We start from the raw sequence: 24,918 nt of genomic DNA on the forward strand, positions 1-24,918 counted from the left end.
ACCGAGAGCGAGTGCGCCGATGACCGGGTCCACGGAGAGCAGTACCACCCCCGCAGCCTGCTGCGACGGCTCCGCGGACCCGGTACCGGCCGCCCGCCCGGCCGCCGGACCGGCGGACCCCGCCGGTCTCTGGACGGTCGACGAGCACCTCGCCGACGTGCTGGCCGCCGTCGGCCCGCTGCCCGCCATCGAGCTCCAGCTGCTCGACGCGCAGGGCTGCCGACTGGCCGAGGACGTGCTCGCCGAGGGCGACCTGCCGTCCTTCGACAACAGCTCGATGGACGGCTACGCCCTCCGCACCGCCGACACCGCCGGCGCCACCGGCGAGTACCCCTCGGTGCTCGCCGTGGTCGGTGACATCGCCGCCGGAGCGGACGAGCTCCCCGTCGTCGGCCCCGGCCAGGCCGCCCGGATCATGACCGGCGCCCCCGTCCCGCCCGGCGCCCAGGCCGTCGCCCCGGTCGAGTGGACCGACGGCGGCTCCGGCACCGGCCTCGCCGCCGACGCGATGACCGCGCCGGTGGAGGACGAGGAGGTCCGGGTGCTGCGCCCGGTCGCCGAGGGCGCCCACATCCGCCGCCGCGGCAGCGACGTCGCCGCCGGCACCCGGGTGCTGACCGCGGGCACCCGCCTCGGCCCCACCCAGCTCGGCCTGCTCGCCGCCGTCGGCCGGCCCACCGTGACCGTCCGCCCGCGCCCCCGGGTCGTGGTGCTCTCCACCGGGAGCGAACTGGTCCAGCCCGGCGAGCCGGTCGGTCCCGGGCAGATCGGCGACTCCAACAGCTTCACCCTCACCGCCGCCGCCCTCGACGCCGGCGCGATCGCCTACCGGGTCGGCGGCGTCCCCGACGACGCGGCCCGGCTGCGCGCCGTCCTGGAGGACCAGCTGGGCCGGGCCGACCTGATCGTCACCAGCGGCGGCGTCAGCGTGGGCGCCTACGACGTGGTCAAGGAGGTCTTCGCCGAGTACGGCGGGGTGGACTTCCGCCGGCTGCGGATGCAGCCCGGCAAGCCGCAGGGCTTCGGCCGGATCGGCCCCGGCGCCGGGGTGCCGCTGATGGCGCTGCCCGGCAACCCGGTCAGCGCGTACATCTCCTTCGAGCTGTTCGTCCGCCCGGCGATCCGGACCATGCTCGGCGCCGACGACGTGCACCGCCCGGTGGTCCGGGCCGTCTGCCCGGTGGCGCTGCGCTCGCCCGCCGGACGGCGGCAGTTCCTGCGCGGCCGGTACTCGGCGGCGGACGGCGTGGTGGAGCCGGTCGGCGGCGCGGGATCGCACCTGGTCGGCGCGCTGGCCCGGGCGGACTGCCTGATCACCGTCCCCGAGGACGTCACCGAACTGGCCGCGGGCAGCGCGGTGGACGTGGTCCTGCTCGGCGGCTGAACCCCGGCGCCCGGCGCCCGGAGGCTCCGCGGGGCCCGCCCCGACCCGTGGCGGGACGGCCCGTCTCATCGGCGCGGCCCGTCCCACGCACCGGCCGGAGCGGGGGGTACGGTAGCGCGGTATTCGACCTGCGCGCCCCCTGGAGCCACCCGTGACCACCTCACCACCCGGCGACCGCCGCACCCCTGTCGGCCTCACCCACGTCGACGAGCAGGGCGCCGCCCGGATGGTCGACGTCTCCGAGAAGGCCGTCACCGCGCGCACCGCGGTCGCGGCGGGCCGGGTCCGGGTCGCCCCCCGGGTGGTCGAGCTGCTCCGCGGCGAGGGCGTCCCCAAGGGCGACGCGCTGGCCGTGGCCCGGATCGCCGGGATCATGGGCGCCAAGAAGACGCCCGAGCTGATCCCGCTCTGCCACCCGATCGCCGTCTCCGGCGTCGAGGTCGAGCTCACCGTGGCCGACGACGCGGTGGAGATCACCGCCACCGTGCGGACCACCGACCGGACCGGCGTCGAGATGGAGGCGCTGACCGCCGTCGCGGTGGCCGGGCTGACCGTGATCGACATGGTCAAGGCCGTCGACAAGGGCGCCGCCGTCGAGTCCGTCCGGGTGCTCAGCAAGACCGGCGGCAAGAGCGGGGACTGGTCGGCACCCGGGGCGTCCGCGTGAGGGCGCTGGCCGTCACCGTCTCCAACCGCGCCTCGGCCGGCGTGTACGAGGACAAGGGCGGCCCGCTGCTCGTCGCCGGCCTGCGCGGGATGGGCTTCGCCGCCGACGGCCCCCGGGTCGTCCCGGACGGCGAACCGGTCGAGGCCGCCCTGCGCGAGGCCGTAGCGGCCGGGTACGACGTGGTGCTGACCACCGGCGGCACCGGCATCTCGCCGACGGACCTCACCCCCGAGATGACGGCGCGCGTGCTCGACCGCGAGATCCCCGGCATCCCCGAGGCGATCCGGGCGTACGGGCGGGACAAGGTGCCCACCGCGGCGCTCTCCCGCGGGCTGGCCGGCCTCGCCGGACGTACCCTGATCGTCAACCTGCCGGGCTCGACCGGCGGCGTCAGGGACGGTCTGGCCGTCCTGGAGCCGCTGCTCGCGCACGCCGTCGACCAGCTGGCCGGCGGCGACCACCCCCGGCCCGACGCACCAGCTTCCGGGAGAGCGCACTGAACGCCGGCTGGCCGGTAGAGCTCCACGAGGGGGACGTCGCGCTGCGCCCGATCCGGGCCCGCGACCAGCGCGACTGGCAGGAGGTCAGCCGCCGCAACCGGGACTGGCTGCGGCGCTGGGAGGCGACCGTGCCACCGGGCCCGGCGGCCCACGGCGCGGGCTCGCGCCCGACCTACCGGCAGATGGTCCGCTACCTGCGCGGCGAGGCCTCGGCGGGCCGGATGCTGCCCTTCGTCGTGCTGTACAAGGGCCGGCTGGTCGGCCAGCTGACGGTCGGCGGCATCACCTGGGGCTCGATGTGCTCGGCCAACGTCGGCTACTGGATCGACGAGGCGGTGGCCGGGCGGGGCATCATGCCGACCGCGGTCGCGCTCTCGGTCGACCACTGCTTCCGCGGCCTCGGTCTGCACCGGATCGAGGTCTGCATCCGTCCGGAGAACACCCCGAGCCGGCGGGTGGTGGAAAAGCTCGGCTTCCGCTCGGAGGGAATGCGCCCGCGCTATCTGCACATCGACGGCGACTGGCGGGACCACCTGGTGTTCGCGCTCACCGCCGACGAGGTGCCGGAGGGGATGCTGGACCGCTGGCGGACCCTCAGTTCGAGTCGGCGTCCGAGAAATTGAATACATGTTCGAAAGAAATATCGATATGGCATCGGCCCGGCGACGGACGGGCACAAATACCGGCAAAATAGTCGGAGAATCAGCTTGATCACACGACACGCCGTGCCAAATTGCTACCAGGCCTTCCCCCGCGCCCGTACGGTGTGAAACGTGAGCAGTAGCGGCCTTATCTACGCCGTCATCGTAGGGGCCTGGGCCGCCTATCTGGTGCCGATGTGGCTCCGCAGGCAGGACGAGCTCAACGAGGCGCGCCCGACGGAACGCTTCAGCACCGCCATCCGCCTGCTGGCCGGGCGTTCGGCGCTGGAGCGGCGGGCGTCCCGGGCCCTGAGCGACGAACCGCGTGACGACGAGCAGAGCAGCGACGACGGCCCTCCCGGACGGGACGCGGCCGCGGTCGGCGACCCCTCCGGCGGCGCCGCCGACGACCCCGACGCCGGGCCCGACGCCGGACCTCCGGACGGAGCCGCGGCCGAGGACGGACCGGCGGACCGGCCGGCGCCCCGTCCGGCCGACCGGGCCGAGGGGCGGTCCGCGGCCACGAGCGGCGGCGTCGAGCGCCGGGCCCGGCTACTGGCCCGGCGGCGCCGGATGGTCACCGTCCTCTTCCTGGCCTTCGCCGTCGGCGCGGTGGTCGCGGCGGTGGCCGGACTGGCCTTCCTCTGGGTCCCCGCCGTCCCGGCGGCCCTCCTCACCCTCTACATCGGGCACCTGCGGCGGCTGGAGCGGCAGCGGTACGCCGTGAAGCTCGACCGGGTGCGGGCGGCCCAGGCCGCCGAGCGGCTGCGCAAGCGCGAGCACCAGCGGGCCGAGGCCGCCCGGGCGGCCGCCGAGGCCCCCGCCGCCGAGCCGGAGCCCGAGGCGCCCGCCGGGCGCGGCCGCCCGCACCTGCGGCTGGCCACCGACGCCGACGCCGTCCGGGCGACCGCCGGGGCCCCCGGTTCGGCCTCGGCCGTCGCCGAGGCGACCGAGCACGAGGAGTGGGTCGACGGCATGCGCGAGCGCGGTGCGGCCGGTCCGGACTCCTGGGAGCCGGTGCCCGTCCCGCTGCCGACCTACGTGACCGCGCCGGTGGCGCCCCGGGTCAGCCGCGGCCTCGACCTGTCCGCCCCCGGCACCTGGAGCGCGGGCCGCCCGGCCGAGGCCCGCAACACCCCGCTCTTCGACCAGTACGCCGAGCCCCCGGCCCCGGAGGTCCGGCCCCGCGCGGCCAACGAGTGACCGGTCGGGGGTGCCGCGGCGCCCCCGACCTGGGCCGCCGTCCGGGGGTGGTCACGAGCCCCCTCCGAAAGGTGCTAGAGTTTCATCTCGTTGGGGCTGTGGCGCAGTCCGGTAGCGCACCTCGTTCGCATCGAGGGGGTCAGGGGTTCGAATCCCCTCAGCTCCACCCAACGGAAGTCCCGCCCGGTCATCGACCGGGCGGGACTTCTGCGTTGCGGGGGGACGCGGATCGACGGGGCGTCAGCCGCACGGCGCGCGGCGGCCGGGGTGCCGCGGCGGGCGCCCTGTGAGACGGATCACTCCCGGACGACGACCACGGTGCAGGGGGCGCGGTCGACGCAGTGGAGGGCCACGCTGCCGAGCGGGGCGCCGGGCGGGGCGGAGCGCCCCCGGGAACCGACGACCAGTGCGGTGGCGCCCCGCGCGGCGGCCACCAGGGTGGGGCCGGGGAGACCGGCCGGGAGCAGCCGGCGGACGGCCGTACCGGGGGAGAGGGCCGCGGCCAGGGTCTCGTCGAGGATCCTGGCGGCGTGGCGCTCGGACTCGAAGCCGTCCAGCGGGGGCGGGACCGTGCCGTGCTCGTCCTGCGGCAGCGGGAACTCCCAGACGGCCACCGCCTCCAGCGGGCCGCCGGTGAGGGCGGCCAGCCGGACGGCCCAGCGGACGGCGGCGCGGGAGAGCCGGGAGCCGTCCACGCCGACCACGATCCTGCCGTCCGGCCGCGAGGTCACGGGTCGAGCCTAGGGTTCGTGCGGCAGGGACGCCCGGCGGCCCGCCGGGGGTGGCGCAACGGCCGAGGGCCGGCCGGAGCGGGTGCTCCGGCCGGCCCTCGGGGGCGGGCTCCGTCAGGACTGGCCGGAGCCGGCGTACGGGCCCGGCTGCGGGGCGCCGGACTGCGGCGGCACCGAGCCGTAGCGGGCGGGACGGCGGCCGCGCGGGTGCCGGGTGAGGGTGTAGCCCGCGACGCCGGCCAGGGCGGCCAGGACGCCGCCGGCCAGGGTCCAGAACCAGCGGCTGTTCCAACCGGAGAACCAGCCGGTGTACCAGTGGTCCTCGGGCTCCTCGGGTGCGGCCGCCTTGGCGGTCGCGGCGCCGCCGCCGGCCGGCGGGACCAGCGGGGCCCTGAGCTCGCCGCCCTCCGGCTGGGCGTTGTCGGCGTCGCCCTTGGCCGCCACGTGCAGCTGGACCGAGGCGGCCAGGCCGAGGTCCGTCTGCTGGGCGTCGGCGACCGAGAGCCGGACGTAGTAGGTGCCGGGCAGCGGGTCGCCGGACCACGGCTCGGCCCAGGAGCGGACCTCCCGCAGGGTGCAGCTGAGCGCGAGCGAGGCGGTGGCCTGCTCGGCGGTCGCGTTCTGGGTGCCGGCGGTGCAGGACTGGCGGCGGCGCAGCCCGTCGAACACCTCGACGCTCCAGGTCTGCGGGCCGTGGCGGTCCGCGGACGGGGGCAGGGTGACGGTCAGGCCGACGGTCGCGGTCTGGCCCTCGGCGGCGCCGAACGCCCAGTACAGGTAGTCACCGGTGGAGGCGGCGACGGCGGCGTCCTGGCCGGGGGCCAGGTTGACGGCGGTCAGGAAGGAGGTGCCGGCCTTGTTGGCCGGCGCCGGGGTGCCGCTCGCGCTCGGGGAGGGCGAGGCGGCGGAGGCCGCCGGGGTCGCGAAGGCGAGTGCCGGGAGCACGGCCAGCGCGGCCACCGCGGCGCGGAGCCGGGTACGGGTCGTCGAGTGGGCCATGGTCAGTTCTCCTGCCAGACAGCGATCCGCCAGCGGGCGATCCAACCGAACAGCAGACCGGCCACGAGGCCGGCCAGGGTGAGCACGAGCAGCAGGATCCAGCCGCGGCCGAGCCCCATCGCCGGGCCGTCCGGGGCGGGCGAGGCCGCGGTCAGGTCGACCGTCAGCTCCAGCGGCAGGCCGGGGTCGGCGGCGACGCCGGGCTGGGCGGCCAGCGAGTTGGTGATCACCAGGCAGACGGTGGTCTCCGGCTTCCCGCTCGGCGAGGCGGACGGGCTCGCGGTCGCGTAGCCCTTGGAGTCGTCGGTGGACCAGCGCAGGCCGGTGGAGATCACGTCGGTGCGGCCGCTCCCGGCGTCGGTGCCGCGGACCAGTTCCTGGCCGGTGGTGCTGGTGGCCTGGAGCAGGACGCCGTAGTCGCGGGCCACCGGGCGGTCCAGTGCGACGCTGACCGAGGCGCGGAGCTCCTGGCTGGCCTTGACCGGGACGCGGTACACGCGGTGCTCGGAGAACTTCTCGCGGTCGCTGTAGACGCCGGGGGCGAGGACCGGCGCGGACTCGCACCGGTCGGTGCCGGCGGTCTTCACCGGGGCGACCGTGTAGGTGTCGTTGGAGCGGTCGACCAGCTGCTTCACCTTGTCGGTGAGCTGTTCCTGGGTGCGCACGTCGGTGTAGGTGCCGCCGGTGGCGTTGGCGATGCAGAGCAGCTGCTGGCGGGTCTTGTCGTCGTGGGCCAGACCGAGGGTGTCGATCACCAGGTGGATGCCCTGGGCGGCGAGTTCACGGGCGACGTCGCAGGGGTCGGGCGGGGCGCAGGAGTCCTCGCCGTCGGTGATCAGCACCACCCGGCGGGTGGTCTCGCCCTTGCCGAGGTCCTCGGCCGCGCCGCGCAGGGCCAGGCCGATCGGGGTCCAGCCGGTGGGGCGCAGGGTGGCGACCGCCGTCTTGGCCTCGGTCTTGTTGGTCTTCCCGACGGGGAAGAGCTGCTTGGTGTCCAGGCAGCCCTGGGCCTTGTCGTTGCCGGGGTAGGTGGCGCCGAGGGTGCGGATGCCGAAGTCGGTCTCGGCCGGCAGGGCGTCGATCACCTCGTTCAGCGACTGCTGGGCCACCGCGATGCGGCTCTTGCCCTGGATGTCGGCTTCCCGCATGGAGCCGCTGACATCCAGGACCAGGTCGACCCGGGGGGCTTCCTTGCCGGCGGAGCCGGCTGATGGTTCGTCGGCATGGGCTGGCAGGCCGCTGAGCAGCGCCCCGCCCGTTATCGCCAGGGCGGCCAGCAGGCTGCCGAGCCTGGCCTTCGGTCGTCGTCCGGTAGTCACCCGCCGATCCTAGGGATCATCAGTTCCCCGTGGCCAACACGGTCCAGTGCGCGGGGGGCCGGACTCCGGCGCGAACTCGCGGGCGCCGGTGGGTGATCGGTGGCGGGGGTGCCCGGGCGTGCGCCGGGTCGTGCGGGGGAGGGGGCGGGGCCGGGGCGGGTGCACCGGGTGGCGGACCGGACGGTGGGCGGGCAATACGTGACACACCGGACGGATGAACCGATAAACATGGATAGTGCCCGTTAGGGTGACGAGCGGGCCGAGGGGGCCGCCGTACCGGCGCCCGGGCCCGGCCGGCACGTCCGACTGAGGGAAGGACCCGCACGTGAGCAACCTCTTCGCGATCGCCTATCCGGATCTGGCGACCGCCCAGGCCGTGCGCAGCGCGGCGGTCGGACTGCAGACGCAGAAGCTGATCGAGCTGGAGGACGCGGTCGTCGTCGAGCGCCGTGAGGACGGCAGGATCAAGCTGCACCAGCAGGTGAGCACCACCGGCGCGGGAGCCGCCTCGGGGGCGCTCTGGGGCGGTGTGATCGGTCTATTGTTCTTCATGCCGTTCCTCGGTGCGGCGGTCGGCGGCGCGGCCGGGGCCGCGGTCGGCGCCTCCACCGACATCGGGGTGGACGACGACTTCATGCGCCAGGTCGGCGAGCACCTCCAGCCGGGCACCGCCGCGGTGTTCCTGCTGGTCCGCAAGGCCACCGCCGACAAGGTCGTCCCCGAGCTGGCCCGGTTCGGGGGCAAGATCATCCAGACCTCGCTCTCGGCGGCCGCCGAGGCCGAGCTGAAGGCGACCGTCGAGGCGGCCCGGGGGAACGCCGCACCGGCCTCGGTCTGAGCCCCCTCCGGAGGGGCCGGACCCCACCTGACCAGCCGCTCACGTCGGGGCGGACGGGCCCGTCGCCCGTCCGCCCCGATCGTCACACGCCGGTCCGCCGCGCCCCGCCGGTCCGCACCGGGGCGACCGCGCAGCAGGACGACCCGCAGCAGGACATCCCGCAGATCGACACCCAGGACGGTCCGTGGCGACACCCTCCGCCGTGACGAGAACCGCCGGCCGGCCGCGCCGGACGGTGCGGACCCGGCGCAACACCGAACTCGCGCTGGTCCTCGCCGCGGTGCTGACCGCCGTCCTCGGCTACGCCGAGGTCGGCCTCAACGTCGACGGCACGGTGCCCGCGGACGCGGGCGAGTACGGGGCCGCGCTCGGGGTGCTCGCCCTGCTGGCGCACGCCGCGGTCCGTTGGAGGGCGCCGTACGCCGACCCGCTGCCGCTGCCGATCGGGGTGCTGCTGAACGGCGTCGGACTGGTGGTCATCTACCGGCTGGACCGCTCCACGCCGGGCAACGCGGCCCCCGCCCAGCTGCTCTGGTCGGCGCTCGGGGTGGGCCTGTTCATCCTGGTGGTGCTCCTGCTGCGGGACCACAGGCGGCTGCAGCGCTACGCGTACATCGGGGCGCTGGCGGCCCTGGTCCTGCTGGTGCTGCCGATCTTCTTCCCGCCGGTGTACGGCTCGCGGATCTGGATCACGCTGGGTCCGCTCTCCTTCCAGCCGGGCGAGTTCGCCAAGATCCTGCTGGCGGTCTTCTTCGCCGCCTACCTGGCGGTGCACCGGGACGCGCTGGCGCTGACCGGGCGGCGGGTCCGGCGGTTCCGGCTGCCGCCGGGACGGGTGCTCGCCCCCGTCCTGGTGATCTGGGCGGCGTTCGTCGGCGTGCTGGTGCTGGAGACCGACCTCGGCACCTCGCTGCTCTTCTTCGGCCTCTTCGTGGTGATGCTGTACGTGGCGACCGCGCGGACCGGCTGGATCGTCATCGGGCTGTTCCTGGCCGCGGTCGCCGCGGTCGGGGTGGGCTGGCTCTCGCCGCACGTGCACAGCCGGGTCGAGGACTGGCTGGACCCGCTCGGCTCGATCGCCGCCGGGCGCGGGGCCAACCAGATCGCCCAGTCGCTGTTCGCCTTCGCCTGGGGCGGGGAGCTCGGCACCGGGCTGGGCAACGGGTACTCGGCGCTGATCGGCTTCGCCGCCAAGTCCGACTTCATCCTCGCGACCATCGGCGAGGAGCTCGGACTGACCGGGCTGATCGCGCTCCTCCTGGTGTACGCGCTGCTGGTGTCCCGCGGGTTCCGGACCGGGATCGCGCTGCGGGACCCGTTCGGGCGGCTGCTGGCGATCGGGCTGGCGGCGATCGTCGGCCTCCAGGTGTTCGTGGTGGCGGGCGGGGTGCTCGCCCTCATCCCGCTGACCGGGATGACGCTGCCGTTCGTCGCCCAGGGCGGTTCCTCGGTGGTCACCAACTGGATCATCGTCGCGCTGCTGGTGCGGATGAGCGACACCGCCCGGCGGCCCGCCCCCGAGGAGGCCTGATGGCGCGCGGCCGTTCCGGCGACCGCTCCGGCGGCGGTCGCGGCGACGGGCCGCAGGGCCTGCCGGGGATCTCCGTCACCGGCCGCCGGGCCGGCACCTTCTGCCTGCTGCTGATCGTGGCGCTCTGCGTCCAGGCCACCCGGGTGCAGGTCTTCCGGGCCGAGGAGCTGAACCACAACAGCGCCAACCAGCGGCTCACCGTCGAGCGCTACTCGCAGCCGCGCGGCGACATCCTGGTGGGCGCCGAACCGGTCACCGGCTCCGTGCCGACCGGTGGGCGCTACGACTACAAGCGCACCTACACCGACGGCCCGACGTACGCGGCCGTCACCGGCTACTCCTCGCAGGCCTACGGCAACACCCAGCTGGAGGGGACCGAGGACGAGCTGCTCTCCGGCACCGACACCCGGCTGGCGAGCTGGGCGGTCTGGGACGCGGTGGCGCGCCGGCGGAACCCCGGCGGGGACGTCCACACCACCGTCGACCGGGCCGCCCAGCAGGCCGCGATGCGGGGACTGGGCCGGCAGAAGGGCGCCGTCGCCGCGATCGAGCCCGCCACCGGGCGGATCCTGGCGCTGGCCTCCACCCCGTCGTACGACCCGGGGAGCTTCGCGGGCGCCTCGGCCGACGACCGGGAGGCCTGGAACCGGCTGCAGGCCGACGCCGGTCAGCCGATGCTCAACCGGGCGCTGCGGCAGACGTACCCGCCCGGCTCGACCTTCAAGGTGGTGACCGCGGCCGCGGCGCTGGAGGGCGGCGTGGTCACCGACGTCGACGCGCCGACCGACACGCCCTTCCCGTACGTCCTGCCGGGCACCACCACGCCGCTGGTCAACGACACCCGGGCCTGCGACGAACCCGGGCAGTCGTTGGCCACCGCGATGGTCCTCAGCTGCAACAGCGTGCTGGGCCACCTCGGGGTCCAGGTCGGGCTGGAGCGGATGACGGCGATGGCGGAGGCCTTCGGCTTCAACGACGCCGGGCTGGACACCCCGGTCAGGGCGGCCCGCTCGAACTTCGACACCCGGATGGACGAGGCGCAGCTGGCGCTCTCCTCGATCGGGCAGTTCGACACCGCCGCCACTCCGCTGGTGATGGCGATGGTCGCGGCCGGGGTGGCCAACGACGGCACGGTGATGCGTCCGCAGCTCGTGGAGAAGCTGACGAGGAGCGACGGCACCGCTGTGCAGCTGATGGAGCCGTCCGTGTACCGGCGGGCGATGAGTCCGGCGACGGCCGGGCAGGTGCGGCGGCTGATGACCGACGTGGTGGAGAAGGGCACCGGCCGGAACGCCCGGATCGCCGGAGCGGTGGTCGGCGGCAAGACCGGTACCGCCCAGAACGGGCCGGACAACAGCGGGACGCCGTACGCCTGGTTCATCTCCTGGGCCGCACCGGCCGACTCGGACGGGGTGCCGCCGGTGGCGGTCGCCGTGGTGATCGCGGACAGTGACGCCACCGATGTCACGGGCGGCGGGCTGGCGGCGCCGGTCGCCCGGGCGGTGATGCAGGCGGTGCTCGCCCGGTGAGACCGTTACCGACCCGTCCGACCTGCTGCTTTATCCGCTCGATGGCAGATCCGCCGTTTGCGAAGTGTCCGGTTTGTACATGCCGATGCGACGGTTCGTACAATGCGCGGCGCGGGACTGTTCGTTTGCGACACTGGTGCTTTCGCGGGGTACTGTCCCATCTTTGTTCGGTTGGTCCCCGATGGCACCCCGTGGCGCGTCGAGTGACCGACCGCTAGGACACCCTCCCTCGCCTAGAAGGACCCTCGTTTTGGCCAGCAACACCCTCGGTGCGCGCCTCCTGAGGCGCAAGCCCGTCTCCACCCTGATCGCCGAGAGCGAAGGCCGCGACGGCCTGCCCGCCGGAGCGCCCGAGGAGGGCGGACGCTCCGGCATCCACCTGCGCCGCTCGATCGGACTCTGGCAGCTGTCCGCGATCGGCATCGGTGCCACCATCGGCACCGGCATCTTCTTCGTGCTCAGCACGGCGGTGCCCTCGGCCGGCCCGGCCGTCATCCTGTCCTTCGTGATCGCCGCCGTCACCGCCGGCCTGACCGCGCTCTGCTACGCCGAGATGGCCTCCGCGATCCCGGTCTCCGGATCGTCCTACTCCTACGCCTACGCCACCCTCGGCGAGGGCGTGGCCTTCGGCGTCGGCATCTGCCTGCTGATGGAGTACGGGGTCTCCGCCTCGGCCATCGCGGTCAGCTGGGCCGAGTACCTCAACAAGTTCTTCGACCTGGCCTTCGGGTTCGAGATCCCCGAGGCGCTCTCCGGCGCCCCCGGTGACGGCCACTGGTTCAACCTGCCCGCGCTGCTGCTGGTCGCGATGGTCTGCTTCCTGCTGATCCGCGGCGTCAGCGAGTCGGTGAAGGTCAACGCGGCGATGGTGGCCGTCAAGCTCCTCATCCTGGTGCTCTTCATCTGCGTCGCGCTGACCGGCTTCCACTCCGGCAACCTGACCCCGTTCATGCCGCTGGGCATCGGCGGCGTGCAGGTCGCGGCCTCCAGCATCTTCTTCTCCTTCATCGGCCTGGACGCCGTGTCCACCGCCGGTGAGGAGGTCAAGAACCCGCGCCGCACCCTGCCGATGGCGATCATCATCTCGCTGGTCGTGGTCACCGTGCTGTACATCCTGGTGGCGGTGGCCGGCATCGGCGCCCAGCCCTGGGAGAAGTTCGACGGCCAGGAGGCGGGCCTCGCCCAGATCCTGCAGGACATCACCGGCCAGAGCTGGCCCGCGATGGTCTTCGCGATCGGCGCGATCATCTCGATCTTCTCGATCACCCTCGTGGTGATCTACGGCCAGACCCGCATCCTGTACTCGATGGGCCGCGACGGGATGCTCCCCAAGCGCTTCGCCCAGCTCTCGCCGCGGACCGGCACCCCGGTCTGGAACACCATCGTGGTCGGCATCGGGGTCGGCGCGCTGGCCGCGTTCATCCCGCTCCACGTGCTGGCGGACATCACCAGCCTCGGCACCCTGATCGCGTTCTCGGTGGTCTCGATCGGCGTGATCATCCTGCGTCGCACCCAGCCCGACCTGCCGCGCGGCTTCAGGGTGCCCGGCTACCCGGTCGTCCCGCTGATCAGCGTCGGCTTCTGCGTCTACCTGATCACCGGCCTGCACGCCGACACGTTCCGGGCGGGTGCGATCGCCCTGGTCGTCGCGGTGGTCGTGTACTTCGGCTACAGCATCAAGCACTCCAAGCTGGAGCGGGCCGGGCAGCCGGCCGGCCCGGGGCGGTCGACCGGCACGAAGGCCGGCTGACCCCTGTGAGCAGAGGACCGGGCCGTCCGGGGGTTCCGTCCCCCGGGCGGCCCCGTTCGTACCCGCGGACACCGGCGTCGCAGACATGGCGACAGGGTGCGGCCCCCGGCCCTAACCTTCCACCATGGTGAGCACCCGCACGCCCGGCCACTCCCGCCCGCGCGGCCGCTTCACCGGCCGGGGCGGCGCCCCGGCATCCCCCGGCCCGGCGGTCTCCCCGGCGGTCCCCCCGGCCGGACGCGGTCGCCTGCGTGCCGGCCTCGCCCCCCGCCCGTTCCCCCGCCAGCGTGGCGGGGGCGGTGTCCAGGCACCGCCCGATCGGCTGAATCCGGCCCGGACCGCCGGGCACCGCGGGGTCCAGCTGCTCGGCTGCCTGATCGCGGCCGGCTGGGCCGCCGCCTTCCCGGTCGTCTCGGACCTGCCCAACCAGCGGCTCTGGGGCGCCGTCGCCGCGCCCTCCTACCTGCTCGCCGGACTGCTCTGCATGATCCTCCCGCGCCGCGCCGCCGCCCGGACCGCGGCCGCGGTCGCCCTGGTGGGCGCCGTCCTGGTGCCGCTGGCCGTGCTCTCCCTCCAGGGGCGGCACCAGTCCGAGGTCATGGTGGTCGAACGCTCGGCGCACCTGCTGTTCACCACCGGCAGCCCGTACCTGCCGCACCCCGTGGTGGTCACCGACTACAACCCCTACCTGCCGGGAATGGCGCTGTTCGGCGTGCCGCGCGCCGTGCTCGGCGACGGCAACGCGGTGGCGCGGCTGGCCGGGGACGCCCGGATCTGGTTCGCGCTGGCCTTCGTGGTCTGCCTGCTGGCCGGCTGGCGGCTGCTGCGGCCCTCGCGGGACCGGGCGCCGCTGCTGCCGCTGACCGTGCTCACCGCCTCGCCGCTGGTCGCGCTGGCCCTGGTGGGCGGCGGGGTGGACCTGCCGCTGATCGGGCTCTGCTGTCTCGCCATGGCACTGGCCGAGCGGGACCGGACCATCGCCGCCGGGCTGGTGCTGGCGCTCGCCGGCACCCTGAAGTGGACGGTCTGGCCGGCGTTGCCGGTGGCCGTCCTGCTGCTCTGGCGGCTCTACGGGCGGCGGCCGGCCGGCCGGGCCGGGATCACCGCGCTCGGCACCGGGCTCGCGGTGATGGCCCCGTTCGTCCTGGCCCGGGCCGACGAGCTGCGCGAGCAGGTGGTGCGCTTCCCCCTCGGACTGACCGCGATCCAGACCCCGGCCGGCAGCCCGCTGCCGGGCAAGGTGCTGGCCGGGTTCGGGCCGACCGGGCACACCGCCTCGCTGGTGCTGCTGACGGTGGGCGGCCTCGGCGTGACGGTCTGGCTGCTGGCCCGGCCGCCGGTCTCCGCGATCGCCGCCGCCGACCTGCTGGCGGCGGGCCTGGCGATCGCGTTCATGCTGGCCCCGGCCGGGCGGTTCGGGTACCTGGCGCTGCCGGCCGTCCTGGTGATCTGGCCCCGGCTGGCGGCCCGGCGCTGGAGCTCCCGGCCACCCGTCCCGGCCGGCTGCCTGCTGGCCCGGCCGGAACCCGCCCTGCCCGGACGCTGAGGCGCGCGGGCGGGGCGGGCTCCGGGAGCCGGGACCGGGGGGCGGGACTCAGCGGTTGCCGGCCGCCTTGATGATGGAGGCGACCGCCGGACCGGCCGCGTCGACCCCGTGACCGCCGCCCTCGACCTCGGCGGCGACGGCGAGGTTGCCCCGGAACGCGGTGAACCAGCTGTTGGTGGTGGTGATGCCGGTCGCCTCGGCGGAACCGGTCTTGGCGCCGGCGTTGTCCGAGATCCCGGCCATCACGTCCTTGGCGGTGCCGTCCTTGGCGGTGGCCGCCATCATCGCCTTCAGCTTCGCGGCGGCGTCGGGGGAGAGGTCGCGGGCGGCCTTCTGCTGCGGCAGCTCGGCGACCAGGATCGGCTGCTTGAAGGTGCCGCTCTGCACGGTGGCCGCCACCGAGGCGATGGCCAGCGGGTTCATCTGGACCTTGCCCTGGCCGATCGACTGCATGGCCTGCTCGTCCTTGTTGGTGCCGGCGTCCGGCACCTGGGCGTCGCTGCTGCGCAGACCGGTCTGCCAGTTCAGGCCGAGGCCGAAGACGTCCTTCGCGGTGGTGGTCAGCGCACCCGGCTTGAGGCTGGCCAGGCCCTGGTCGATGAAGGCGGTGTTGCAGGACATCATGAAGTCCTGCTGGAGGGTGTTGTTCGGGTACACCTCCTTGAAGGAGTTCGGGATCGCCTGCGGGTTGCTGCTCTTCGCCGGGCACGGCACCACGGTGTCCGGGTTGATCCCGGCCTCCAGCAGCGCGGCCGAGGTGACGATCTTCATCGTGGAGCCCGGGGCGAGCTGCCCCTGGAACGCCCGGTTCTGGCCGGTCGCGAGCGAGTTGGCGAAGGCCAGGATCTGGCCGGTGCTGGGCTCGATGGCGATGATCGAACCCTTCTTGCCCCCGAGGTCGGTCATCGCCTTCTCGGCGGCCGCCTGCAGGGTGGCGTCGATCGTCAGCTTGAACGGCTTGGCCGGCTTGGGCTCGACGATGGTGAACAGCCGGTCGGCGGCGGCGTTCGGGTCGGCCGGGTTGGTGATCACCACACCGCTGCCCGCGTCCTCCTGCGCCTTGTTCTGGTCCGCCAGGAGCTTCTGGACCTTCGCCTGCGCCTCGGTGATCAGCGCCGCGGTGATCGAGGGGCTGTTCAGCGCCTTGTTGTTGCGGTCCACCACGTTGCCGGGCGGGGCCAGCACCGGCTGGACCGCGATCACCTCGCCGGGGGCCAGGTGCGGGTGCAGCACCGTCGGAGCCCAGTGCACGGCCGGGGTGTCGTCGGACATCTTCACGACGCTGAGGAAGCCGTTGTAGTCCCAGACCCGGTTGGTGCCCTCGAACTCGGCACGGGCCTTGAAGCCCATCAGCACGCCCTCGGGCGCCGGGGTCGCGGCCGCCGACGGCGAGTCCGCGGCCGGGGTGGCCGGCGCCGTGGTGCCGGCGGCCGGGGCCGAGGGCTTGGCGCCCGGGGAGGGCGTGCCGGTCGCCGAGGCGAACGCCGCCGGGGTGGCCGGGCCGGCCGGGGCGAGCGTCAGTCCGCTCGGCTTCACCTGGTCCCGGAAGGCGGTCAGCGCGGTGGTGGCGGTCGCCGGGTCGTCGGTGAGCGAGGCCGCCTTGGCGATGTCGCCCGCGGCCCAGGCCGCCAGGAAGTCCTTGGCCCCGGCCGCCGCCTGCTCCGCGCTGGGGGGCTCGGCGACCACCGTGCGCGGCTTCTTGGCGGGTGACTCCTTCGAGTCGCCCGAGTCGCCGACGAGGCTGTAGGCCCCGTAGCCGCCCGCCGCCAGCATGGCGACGGCCACGCCGGTGATGATGCCGGTCTTCGCGCCACTGCGCATGGTGCTGCTCCCCCAAGGGTCAGGCGATCGGCCGCAGCCGGAGGTGGCCGGATGCGCGTTCGGTGCCCAGCCTAGGCAGCCGAACTCGGTGCGCCGACGAAACGCCGGGGTCTTGTGACGGATCTGGTACGTGTCGCCCACCACTCCGGTACCCTCCCCGCCCCCCGGCGGGACCCGTCAGATCCAGGTGTTGAACCACATCCGCTGCCGCCAGTCGTCCATCGGAATCGTCTCGCCCGTGTACAGGGGGTAGAAGAAGAGGAAGTTCCACATGATCAGCAGGATCACCAGGCCGGCGCCGGCCGAGCCGATGATCCGGCGGTCCCTGGAGGCCCCGGCGGGCCCGATCAGGGCACCGATCAGCATGGTCACCGCGAGCACCAGGAACGGCACGAAGCAGACCGCGTAGAACAGGAAGATCGTCCGCTGCTGGTAGACGAACCAGGGGAGGTACCCGGCCGCCAGGCCGCACAGCACCGCGCCGGCCCGCCAGTCGCGCCGGACCGCCCAGCGCCACAGGCAGTAGACCAGGGCGATGGCGCCGGTCCACCAGAGCAGCGGGGTGCCGATGCCCAGCACCTCGCGGGCGCACTCGCTCACCGTGCAGCCGGCCTGGCCCTGCTTCGGGGACTCGTAGAAGAACGAGACCGGCCGGCCCACCACCAGCCAGCTCCACGGGTTCGACTGGTAGGTGTGCGGGTCGCTCAGGTGGGTGTGGAAGTCGTAGACCGTCGAGTGGTAGTGCCAGAGCGCGCGCAGGCCCTCCGGGATCCACGGGTAGTCGGTCGACCGGCCGACCGCCCAGTCCCGGCCGTAGCCGCCCTGGTTCGGGACGGTGCTGCTGGCGAACCAGCCCCACCAGGAGGTGATGTAGACGACCACCGAGGTGACCACGATCGAGACGAAGGCGGGCACCGCGTCGCGCACCAGCGTCCACAGGTAGGGGCGCTCGGCGCCGGCCAGCCGGCGCGAACCCGCGTCCCACAGCACCGTCAGCAGGCCGAAGGCGGCCGCCACGTACAGGCCGCTCCACTTGGTCGCGCAGGTCAGGCCCACGCAGACGCCGGCCGCGATCCGGTACGGGCGCCAGCCCAGGTTGAGCCGGCGGGCGAGCAGGGCGTCCGGGGAGTCGCCGATCCGGGCCGCGATCCGGGCCCGGGTGCGGTCGCGGTCCAGCAGCAGGAAACCGAAGGCGGCGAGGATCCAGAACATCACCACCAGGTCCAGCAGCGCCGCCCGGCTGAGCACGAAGTGCAGGCCGTCCACCGCGAGAAGCAGCCCGGCCACGCAGCCCAGCAGGGTGGAGCGGAAGAGCCGGCGGGCGATCCGGGCCACCATCAGCACCGAGAGGGTGCCGAGCAGCGCCACCGCGAACCGCCAGCCGAAGGGGTTCATGCCGAACAGCTGCTCACCGGCGCCGATGATCCACTTGCCGACCGGCGGGTGCACCACGTACGAGGGGTTCGGCCGGTACGGGACCCCCGTGCCCGCCATGATCTGCTCGTTGGCGTTCTCCGGCCAGCTGATCTCGTAGCCGCCGTGCCAGAGCGCGTAGGCGTCCTTGGCGTAGTACGTCTCGTCGAAGATGATCGCGTGCGGCTGCCCGAGGTTCGTGAACCGGAGCAGCCCGGCGAACAGCGCCACCGCGAGCGGGCCGAGCCAGCCCGCCCAGCGGCAGAGCCAGGACCAGAGCGGCACCGGCAGGGATATGCCCAGTCGGAGCAGGAGCGGCGGGGACGGGACCCGCTTCGGCGTCACGCCCGGGCCGTCCGGCATCGGCGGCACCAGGCGCTCGGTCTGCTCGGCCCCGGCCGCCGGGGCGTAGCCGAACCGGGCCAGGCCGCGCAGCCAGGCCGGGCGCGGAGCCCGGGCGGCGTCGTCGGCGGCCGGGGAGGGCCCGGGGCCGGGGTCCTGGTCGGGGTCCCGACCGGTGTCCGGGCCAGGGTCCTGATCGGAGGTCCGAGCGGGGCCGGAACCGGGGCCTTGTGCCCGGTCGGCCTCGCGCGGGGACGGCAGGGCGGGCGACGGCTGGTCCGTCAGGACCGGCACGCCGACGTCACCTCGCGCGGTGTGGTCTGTACCAGTGGGCGTCTGCGCCGCCGTGTCGCCGTTCATCCGCCACATGGTAGGGGTGCTCCGTGAGTGCGGGACGGCTCCCTCCGAAGCTGCCCGAATCGTCACCAAAAGCGCCGGGCGGGCCGTTGCTGGAAGGATGGGGCACGTGACAGGAGTACTCGTATTGGCAGGCACCCCCATCGGCGACGTCTCGGACGCCCCGCCCCGGCTGCTCACCGAGCTGGCCGCGGCGGACGTGATCGCGGCCGAGGACACCCGGCGGCTGCGCCGGCTCACCCAGGCTCTCGGGGTGACCCCGGCCGGGCGGGTCCTCTCCTACTTCGAGGGCAACGAGGTCGGGCGGACCCCCGAACTGGTCGAGGCACTGCTCGGCGGCGCCCGGGTGCTGCTGGTCACCGACGCCGGGATGCCGTCCGTCTCCGACCCCGGCTACCGGCTGGTCGCCGCCGCGGTCGCCGCCGACGTCAAGGTCACCGCCGTGCCCGGGCCGTCCGCGGTGCTCACCGCGCTCGCCCTGTCGGGACTGCCGGTGGACCGCTTCACCTTCGAGGGCTTCCTGCCCCGGAAGACCGGGGACCGGGCCCGGCAGCTCGCCACCGTCGCGGCCGAGCCGCGCACCATGGTCTTCTTCGAGGCCCCGCACCGGATCGCCGAGGCGCTGGCCGCGATGGCCGAGGCGTTCGGCGCCGACCGCCCCGCCGCCGTCTGCCGCGAGCTGACCAAGACCTACGAGGAGGTCAAGCGCGGGCCGATCGGCGAGTTGGCGGCCTGGGCGGCCGAGGGCGTGAGGGGGGAGATCACGGTCGTGGTCGCCGGAGCCCCGCCGGCCGCGCCGCAGGAGCTGACCCCGGCCGAGCTGGCCCGGCTGGTGGCGGTCCGCGAGGAGGCCGGCGAGCGGCGCAAGGAGGCGATCGCGGCGGTCGCGGCGGAGCTCGCGCTGCCCAAGCGGGACGTGTTCGACGCGGTGGTCGCGGCGAAGAAGGCGGCGGCCGCCGGGGCCTGAGCGGTGGCCGGGGTCTGCGTGGTGGCGGGGGTCTGCGTGGTGGTCGGCCGGGCCGGGGTTCGGGTGGACCGGGGTGGGTCCCGGGCCGGGCCGGGCCGGCTGCGGAGCCCCGGGGTCGGGGCGGGGCCCGGGCGGGGCGGGGCCGAGCCGGGGCTGAGCTGCGGGAACGGGGCCCTCCGGTACGGGGGTGCCGCCCGGCGGAGGGGCGCGTACCTTGGAGAGAAGGCCCCGGTAAACGCCCGTCGAGCTGAAGCTTCGGTCGAGGTTTTCGGGTAGGACCCACCCTTTCGTATAGGGATTCCCAACCCGCCTCCAAGTCTTCACAAGGCGGGCATCGCCGGGGACGTTCCGGGCATTTCCTGGATGGAAAGACCCAGCCGGGCGAGCGTCCGGCGGGCGCTGGGAGACGGCTATGAGCGAGACGATCGGTAGCCCCCGCGGCGGCAACGCCCTGAGCGACCCCGGCACGAGCGGCACCGGCCCGACCGGCCGGGCGCAGACTCCCGTCGAGACCGTCCGGGAGGCCTACTCCTTCGCGTGCCTGAGCTGCGGGTACGGGTGGGAGCAGGCGTACGACATCGAGCACCACGTGGCCCGCGACGGGCACGTCGTGATCGAGTACCACGCCAACGGTGTCCGGGTGCCGTCGCCCCTGCTCAAGCCGACCTGCCCGGGCTGCGGCGGCCACACCGTGCGGATCATGCGCGAGGGCCGGGTGGCCGTCGCCGAGAGGACCGGCCAGCACGCGCCCGGCTACGCGGACCACGGCGAGCCCGCCGGTCCGGCGGTGGCCCGCCCGGTCCGGACGCCCGGAGCGGGCGGCGGGGCCTGGTCGCGGTTCTGGGCGCGGCTGCGGGGCTGAGAGCGGCGGACGGTCCGGCGGCGGCACCGTACGGCCGCGTGCGCCGCGCGGTCCCGCCGCCGTGCGGCCCTGCGGCCGGTGCGTGCCGTCGCACGGAGCGGCGCGCCCGCACCGGCGTGACCGACCGGCCCCGCTGACGGACCCCGAGCACGCCCCCGGCCCCCGCGGGCCGTCCCCGCCGAGCGACCGGTCGAGGGCGGTCCGCGCACCCGACTAAGCTTTCGGACCATGGCGGCCACTGCAGACCACAGCACCAGCAGCACCGGGGACACCACCCCCGCGTTCTACGTCACCACCCCGATCTACTACGTCAACGATCGCCCCCACCTCGGCCACGCGTACACCACCGTGGCGGGCGACGTCCTCACCCGCTGGCACCGCCAGCGGGGCGAGAAGGTGTGGTACCTGACCGGGACGGACGAGCACGGGCAGAAGATCCTGCGTACCGCCGAGGCCAACGGCGTCACCCCGCAGGAGTGGTGCGACAAGCTGGTCGAGGAGGCGTGGAAGCCGCTCTGGCAGCACCTGGAGATCGCCAACGACGACTTCATCCGCACCACCCAGGCCCGGCACACCGCCCGGGTGCAGGAGTTCGTCCAGGACCTGTACGACAAGGGCGAGATCTACAAGGGCGGCTACTCCGGCCCGTACTGCGTCGGCTGCGAGGAGTACAAGCTCCCCGCCGAACTGCTCGACGGCGCCACCGAGGACGAGAAGCTCTGCCCGATCCACAAGAAGCCGGTCGAGTGGCTTGAGGAGGAGAACTACTTCTTCCGCCTCTCCGCGTACGGCCCGAAGCTGCTGGAGTTCTACGCCCAGAACCCCGGCTTCATCGCCCCCGAGACGGCCCGCAACGAGGTGCTGCGCTTCGTCGAGCAGGGCCTCCAGGACCTCTCCATCTCCCGCTCCACCTTCAACTGGGGCGTGCCGCTGCCCTGGGACGAGAAGCACGTCCTCTACGTGTGGGTCGACGCGCTCCAGAACTACATCACCGCGGCCGGCTACGGCGCCGACCCGGAGCGGTTCGCCGAGCTGTGGCCGGCCTCCGTGCACCTCGTCGGCAAGGACATCCTCCGCTTCCACGCGGTGATCTGGCCCGCGATGCTGATGGCCGCCGGGCTGCCGCTGCCCAAGCGGGTCGTCGCCAACGGCTGGCTGATGGTCGGCGGCGAGAAGATGTCCAAGTCCAACCTGACCGGCATCGCGCCGACCGACCTGACCTCGCACTTCGGCGTCGACGCGTACCGCTACTACTTCCTGCGGGCGATCCCGTTCGGCACCGACGGCTCGTTCTCCTGGGAGGACTTCTCCGCCCGGTACACCTCCGAGCTGGCCAACGACTTCGGCAACCTCGCCTCCCGGGTCGCGGCCATGGTCGGCAAGTACTTCGACGGGGCGCTCCCGGCCTCGACCGCCCACGGCGACGCGGAGCAGGCCGTCGCGGCCGGGCTCGCGGCGGCGGTGGAGACCGCCGACCGGAAGATCGGCGAGGAGCTGGACTTCGCCGGCGGGCTCGCGGCGATCTTCGAGTTCGTCAAGCAGGTCAACGGCTACCTCACCGAGCAGGAGCCGTGGAAGGTCGCCAAGGACGACTCGGCCGAGGGCCGGGCCCGGCTGGCCACCATCCTCTACACCGCCGCCGAGTCGCTGCGCGCCACGGCCGTGCTGCTCAACCCGGTCATGCCGGCCACCGCCGAGAAGCTCTGGCTCTCGCTGGGCGCGGCCGAGGGCCTGGGCGCGCTCGCCGGTCAGACCGTCGCCGGTGCGGCCCAGTGGGGCCTGCTGCCCGTCGGCTCCACCGTCACCAAGGGCGAGATCCTGTTCCCGCGGCTTGAGGAGAAGCCGGCCTCCTGAGGCCCGCCCCCGCCGGTTCCCCGCCCCGCCGGGGGCGGGGAACCGGCGGGCGGGGAACCGGAGAGCCAGGGAAGACGACCGAGGGCGAAGGACGACTGATGCCGAAGAAGGACGACGACCGGTCGACCCCGCCGCCGCTGCCGGCCCCGCTGGCGGTGGCGGTGGCCGACTCGCACACCCACCTGGACATGCAGTCCGGCACCCCCGCCGAGGGCCTGGCGCGCGCCGCCTCGGTCGGGGTGACCACCGTGGTCCAGGTCGGCTGCGACGTGCCCGGCTCGCGCTGGGCCGCCGAACTGGCGGCCGAGTACGAGCAGGTGCACGCGGCCGTCGCCCTGCACCCCAACGAGGCGCCGCGGATCTTCCTCGGCGACCCGGACGGCTGGTCCGGCCAGCGCCGGGCCCCCGGCGGGGCCGCCGCCCTGGACGCGGCCCTCGCCGAGATCGACGCGCTCGCCGCACTGCCGCAGGTCGTCGCGGTCGGCGAGACCGGCCTCGACTACTTCCGCACCGGGCCGGAGGGCGTGGAGATCCAGAAGGAGTCGTTCCGCCGCCACATCGAGATGGCCAAGCGGCACGGCAAGGCCCTGGTGATCCACGACCGGGACGCCCACGAGGACGTCATCGCCGTCCTGCTGGCCGAGGGCGCCCCCGAGCGGACCGTCTTCCACTGCTACTCCGGCGACGCCGGGATGGCCGAGGTCTGCGCCGAGCACGGCTGGTACCTGTCCTTCGCCGGCCCGGTCACCTTCAAGGCCAACCAGCCGCTGCGGGACGCCCTGGCGGTGACCCCGCTCGACCGGGTCCTGGTCGAGACGGACGCGCCCTTCCTCACCCCGCACCCCTACCGGGGCCGCCCCAACGCGCCGTACCTGATCCCGGTCACGGTGCGGTCGATGGCGGACACGCTGGGACTGCACGAGGATGAGCTGGCGACGGCCATCGCGGCGAACACGGCGCGGGCCTTCGGGTACTGACCGGACGCGGATCCGGTACTGATCCGATCGAACGAACATCTGGTTCCGGAGGAACGATTCGGCACTCCCGGGGCACTCCTAGGCTGGCTAGCATGAGTGCAGTGAGGGAGGTGGCCATGACCGCCATGCCGATCGACGAACCCGTCGGGGACCATCAGGACAGGACGAGTCCGCTGTCCCAGGACTGGACGTACGAGCAGGTCAAGAACCTCGACCTGCCGTTCGATTGGGATCTGGTGGACGGAGTCATCGTGGTCCGGGGGCAGACGAATCAGTGGCACGACCAGGTGCGCGACAGGCTCTTCATGGCGCTGTTCGTTGCACGGGTCACGCCCTACGCGGCCAATGTCGAGCGCTGCGTGCTGCTGGACGAGGACAACACGACCAAGCCGGACGTCGTGGTGTTCGACAAGACCGACCTCGACGTCTTCGAGCTCGAATGCCTCCCGCCCGAGGTGGTGGCGCTCACGGTCGAGGTCGTCTCGCACGGCACCCGGGCCAACGACCGCTTCCGCAAGCCCGGGCAGTACGCCGAGAAGAACATCCCCTACTACTGGCGGGTCGAGCGCGGCGTCGACAACCTCCCGATCGTCCACGAGTTCCACCGGGACGAGGAGAAGGGCGTCTACCTGCCCGTCGCACAGCACGAGGGTGTGCTGAGGACGGCGGTGCCGTACCCCGTGGAGATCGACCTCGCCGCGGTCGTCGAACTCTGAGCACCCACCGCGCCCGTATCCTTGGCGCGTGAGCACCACCGACCCCACCCCTGACAGCCACCTGCTCGGCGCCGCGGACATCCGGGCCCTGGCCGACGCGTTCGGCGTCAAGCCGACCAAGCAGCGCGGACAGAACTTCGTCATCGACGGCAACACCGTGCGGCGGATCGTCCGGGCCGCGGAGGTGACCGCCGAGGACGCGGTGGTCGAGGTCGGCCCCGGGCTCGGGTCGCTGACCCTGGCCCTGCTGGAGACCGCCCGGCACGTCACGGCCGTCGAGATCGACCCGGTGCTCGCCCGGCACCTGCCGGACACCGTCGCCGCCCGGATGCCGGGCAAGGCCGACGCCTTCGACCTGGTCCTGAGCGACGCCATGGTGGTCACCGAGCTGCCCGGCCCCGCGCCGACCGCGCTCGTCGCCAACCTCCCGTACAACGTCGCCGTGCCGGTGCTGCTGCACATGCTCGCCACCTTCCCCAGCATCGAGCGGACGCTCGTGATGGTGCAGAGCGAGGTCGCCGACCGGCTGGCCGCCAAGCCCGGCAACAAGGTCTACGGAGTGCCGTCGGTCAAGGCCAACTGGTACGCCGACGTGAAGCGGTCCGGGGCCATCGGCCGGAACGTGTTCTGGCCCGCGCCCAACGTCGACTCCGGGCTGGTCTCGCTGATCCGCCGCGACCCGCCCGTCACCACCGCCACCCGCGACGAGGTGTTCGCGGTCGTCGACGCCGCGTTCGCCCAGCGCCGCAAGACCCTGCGCGCCGCGCTCGCCGGCTGGGCCGGCTCCGCCGCCGCGGCCGAGCAGGCACTGGCCGCGGCCGGGATCGACCACAAGCTGCGCGGCGAGATGCTCACGGTGGAGCAGTTCGCCGCGATCGCCGAGAACAAGCCCGAGCACACGCCCGAGAGCAAGCCCGAGCGCACGCCCGAGAACAAGACCGGGAACAAGCCCGAGTAAGGGACTGAGGACT

At 74.0% G+C, this 24,918-nt stretch carries 21 protein-coding genes and 1 tRNA gene; 17 read left to right on the forward strand and 5 right to left on the reverse strand.

Features of this window, described 5'->3' with window-relative positions; translation table 11 throughout:
- Positions 1-19 precede the first annotated feature (19 nt).
- From glp to OG550_RS21910, 6 genes are all read left to right on the forward strand, one after another.
- A complete protein-coding gene (gene glp / locus OG550_RS21885) occupies positions 20-1,384 on the forward strand; it encodes a molybdotransferase-like divisome protein Glp (protein WP_327680072.1) in 1,365 nt (454 codons plus the stop codon).
- Positions 1,385-1,610: 226 nt separating this feature from the next.
- A complete protein-coding gene (moaC, locus tag OG550_RS21890) occupies positions 1,611-2,051 on the forward strand; it encodes a cyclic pyranopterin monophosphate synthase MoaC (RefSeq protein WP_442906166.1) in 441 nt (146 codons plus the stop codon).
- A complete protein-coding gene (locus OG550_RS21895) occupies positions 2,048-2,551 on the forward strand; it encodes a MogA/MoaB family molybdenum cofactor biosynthesis protein (RefSeq protein ID WP_327680076.1) in 504 nt (167 codons plus the stop codon). Before moaC ends, OG550_RS21895 begins: the two co-directional genes overlap by 4 nt.
- Positions 2,548-3,174 carry a GNAT family N-acetyltransferase gene (locus tag OG550_RS21900; protein ID WP_327684042.1) on the forward strand — a complete coding sequence of 209 codons (627 nt, stop codon included), beginning with the start codon at positions 2,548-2,550 and terminating at the stop codon, positions 3,172-3,174. Before OG550_RS21895 ends, OG550_RS21900 begins: the two co-directional genes overlap by 4 nt.
- 150 nt (positions 3,175-3,324) lie before the next feature.
- Complete coding sequence (gene sepX, locus OG550_RS21905; protein ID WP_327680078.1) at positions 3,325-4,395, forward strand: divisome protein SepX/GlpR; 1,071 nt, start codon at positions 3,325-3,327, stop codon at positions 4,393-4,395.
- Between the two features lie 92 nt (positions 4,396-4,487).
- Positions 4,488-4,561 (forward strand) — tRNA-Ala (locus OG550_RS21910).
- Positions 4,562-4,691: 130 nt separating this feature from the next.
- Here the strand turns inward: OG550_RS21910 and OG550_RS21915 are convergent.
- From OG550_RS21915 to OG550_RS21925, 3 genes are all read right to left on the reverse strand, one after another.
- Positions 4,692-5,126: a universal stress protein gene (locus OG550_RS21915; RefSeq protein ID WP_327680079.1), complete on the reverse strand. Its 435-nt coding sequence runs from the start codon at positions 5,124-5,126 to the stop codon at positions 4,692-4,694.
- A gap of 114 nt (positions 5,127-5,240) precedes the next feature.
- Positions 5,241-6,125, reverse strand: coding sequence for a peptidase (locus OG550_RS21920; protein ID WP_327680081.1), 885 nt, complete (start codon positions 6,123-6,125; stop codon positions 5,241-5,243).
- Positions 6,126-6,127: 2 nt separating this feature from the next.
- Complete coding sequence (locus OG550_RS21925; RefSeq protein ID WP_327680082.1) at positions 6,128-7,444, reverse strand: VWA domain-containing protein; 1,317 nt, start codon at positions 7,442-7,444, stop codon at positions 6,128-6,130.
- Between the two features lie 325 nt (positions 7,445-7,769).
- Here OG550_RS21925 and OG550_RS21930 point away from each other — a divergent pair, with 325 nt between their 5' ends.
- From OG550_RS21930 to OG550_RS21950, 5 genes are all read left to right on the forward strand, one after another.
- The gene (locus OG550_RS21930) at positions 7,770-8,282 is read left to right on the forward strand and encodes a DUF1269 domain-containing protein (RefSeq protein WP_327680084.1); all 513 of its coding nucleotides are present in this window, start codon (positions 7,770-7,772) and stop codon (positions 8,280-8,282) included.
- A 202-nt stretch (positions 8,283-8,484) separates the two neighbouring features.
- Entirely contained in the window at positions 8,485-9,813 is a 1,329-nt protein-coding gene (locus OG550_RS21935) for an FtsW/RodA/SpoVE family cell cycle protein (protein WP_327680086.1), read from the forward strand.
- The gene (locus OG550_RS21940) at positions 9,813-11,342 is read left to right on the forward strand and encodes a penicillin-binding transpeptidase domain-containing protein (RefSeq protein ID WP_327680087.1); all 1,530 of its coding nucleotides are present in this window, start codon (positions 9,813-9,815) and stop codon (positions 11,340-11,342) included. Before OG550_RS21935 ends, OG550_RS21940 begins: the two co-directional genes overlap by 1 nt.
- A 181-nt stretch (positions 11,343-11,523) precedes the next feature.
- Complete coding sequence (locus OG550_RS21945) at positions 11,524-13,092, forward strand: amino acid permease (RefSeq protein ID WP_442906049.1); 1,569 nt, start codon at positions 11,524-11,526, stop codon at positions 13,090-13,092.
- A gap of 124 nt (positions 13,093-13,216) precedes the next feature.
- Complete coding sequence (locus OG550_RS21950) at positions 13,217-14,638, forward strand: glycosyltransferase 87 family protein (protein ID WP_327680091.1); 1,422 nt, start codon at positions 13,217-13,219, stop codon at positions 14,636-14,638.
- 48 nt (positions 14,639-14,686) lie between these two features.
- On the opposite strand, the gene OG550_RS21955 is transcribed toward OG550_RS21950, so the two are convergent.
- Together OG550_RS21955 and OG550_RS21960 are read right to left on the reverse strand one after the other, a co-directional pair.
- Entirely contained in the window at positions 14,687-16,459 is a 1,773-nt protein-coding gene (locus tag OG550_RS21955) for a penicillin-binding transpeptidase domain-containing protein (protein WP_327680092.1), read from the reverse strand.
- A gap of 177 nt (positions 16,460-16,636) precedes the next feature.
- Positions 16,637-18,508 carry a dolichyl-phosphate-mannose--protein mannosyltransferase gene (locus OG550_RS21960; protein ID WP_442906050.1) on the reverse strand — a complete coding sequence of 624 codons (1,872 nt, stop codon included), beginning with the start codon at positions 18,506-18,508 and terminating at the stop codon, positions 16,637-16,639.
- A 172-nt stretch (positions 18,509-18,680) separates the two neighbouring features.
- On the opposite strand from OG550_RS21960, the gene rsmI reads away from it, so the two are divergent.
- From rsmI to rsmA, 6 genes are all read left to right on the forward strand, one after another.
- Entirely contained in the window at positions 18,681-19,538 is an 858-nt protein-coding gene (gene rsmI, locus OG550_RS21965; protein ID WP_327680094.1) for a 16S rRNA (cytidine(1402)-2'-O)-methyltransferase, read from the forward strand.
- Positions 19,539-19,950: 412 nt separating this feature from the next.
- The gene (locus OG550_RS21970; protein ID WP_327680095.1) at positions 19,951-20,400 is read left to right on the forward strand and encodes a hypothetical protein; all 450 of its coding nucleotides are present in this window, start codon (positions 19,951-19,953) and stop codon (positions 20,398-20,400) included.
- Positions 20,401-20,628: 228 nt separating this feature from the next.
- Entirely contained in the window at positions 20,629-22,254 is a 1,626-nt protein-coding gene (gene metG / locus OG550_RS21975) for a methionine--tRNA ligase (RefSeq protein WP_327680096.1), read from the forward strand.
- Between the two features lie 98 nt (positions 22,255-22,352).
- The gene (locus OG550_RS21980; RefSeq protein ID WP_327680098.1) at positions 22,353-23,231 is read left to right on the forward strand and encodes a TatD family hydrolase; all 879 of its coding nucleotides are present in this window, start codon (positions 22,353-22,355) and stop codon (positions 23,229-23,231) included.
- A gap of 92 nt (positions 23,232-23,323) precedes the next feature.
- Positions 23,324-23,947: a Uma2 family endonuclease gene (locus OG550_RS21985; RefSeq protein WP_327680100.1), complete on the forward strand. Its 624-nt coding sequence runs from the start codon at positions 23,324-23,326 to the stop codon at positions 23,945-23,947.
- Between the two features lie 28 nt (positions 23,948-23,975).
- Positions 23,976-24,905: a 16S rRNA (adenine(1518)-N(6)/adenine(1519)-N(6))-dimethyltransferase RsmA gene (rsmA, locus tag OG550_RS21990; RefSeq protein WP_327680102.1), complete on the forward strand. Its 930-nt coding sequence runs from the start codon at positions 23,976-23,978 to the stop codon at positions 24,903-24,905.
- Positions 24,906-24,918 lie beyond the last annotated feature (13 nt).

Source organism: Kitasatospora sp. NBC_00458 (assembly GCF_036013975.1).
GTDB lineage: Bacteria > Actinomycetota > Actinomycetes > Streptomycetales > Streptomycetaceae > Kitasatospora.

Bases quoted from the DNA above. Each gene is read 5' to 3' on its own strand.
- OG550_RS21950 (WP_327680091.1), top strand. From the start codon at position 13,217: ATGGTGAGCACCCGCACGCCCGGCCACTCCCGCCCGCGCGGCCGCTTC.
- OG550_RS21980 (WP_327680098.1), top strand. From the start codon at position 22,353: ATGCCGAAGAAGGACGACGACCGGTCGACCCCGCCGCCGCTGCCGGCC.
- OG550_RS21940 (WP_327680087.1), top strand. From the start codon at position 9,813: ATGGCGCGCGGCCGTTCCGGCGACCGCTCCGGCGGCGGTCGCGGCGAC.
- OG550_RS21920 (WP_327680081.1), bottom strand. From the start codon at position 6,125: ATGGCCCACTCGACGACCCGTACCCGGCTCCGCGCCGCGGTGGCCGCG.
- OG550_RS21985 (WP_327680100.1), top strand. From the start codon at position 23,324: ATGAGTGCAGTGAGGGAGGTGGCCATGACCGCCATGCCGATCGACGAA.
- metG (WP_327680096.1), top strand. From the start codon at position 20,629: ATGGCGGCCACTGCAGACCACAGCACCAGCAGCACCGGGGACACCACC.
- OG550_RS21945 (WP_442906049.1), top strand. From the start codon at position 11,524: ATGGCACCCCGTGGCGCGTCGAGTGACCGACCGCTAGGACACCCTCCC.
- moaC (WP_442906166.1), top strand. From the start codon at position 1,611: ATGGTCGACGTCTCCGAGAAGGCCGTCACCGCGCGCACCGCGGTCGCG.
- glp (WP_327680072.1), top strand. From the start codon at position 20: ATGACCGGGTCCACGGAGAGCAGTACCACCCCCGCAGCCTGCTGCGAC.
- OG550_RS21955 (WP_327680092.1), bottom strand. From the start codon at position 16,459: ATGCGCAGTGGCGCGAAGACCGGCATCATCACCGGCGTGGCCGTCGCC.
- OG550_RS21970 (WP_327680095.1), top strand. From the start codon at position 19,951: ATGAGCGAGACGATCGGTAGCCCCCGCGGCGGCAACGCCCTGAGCGAC.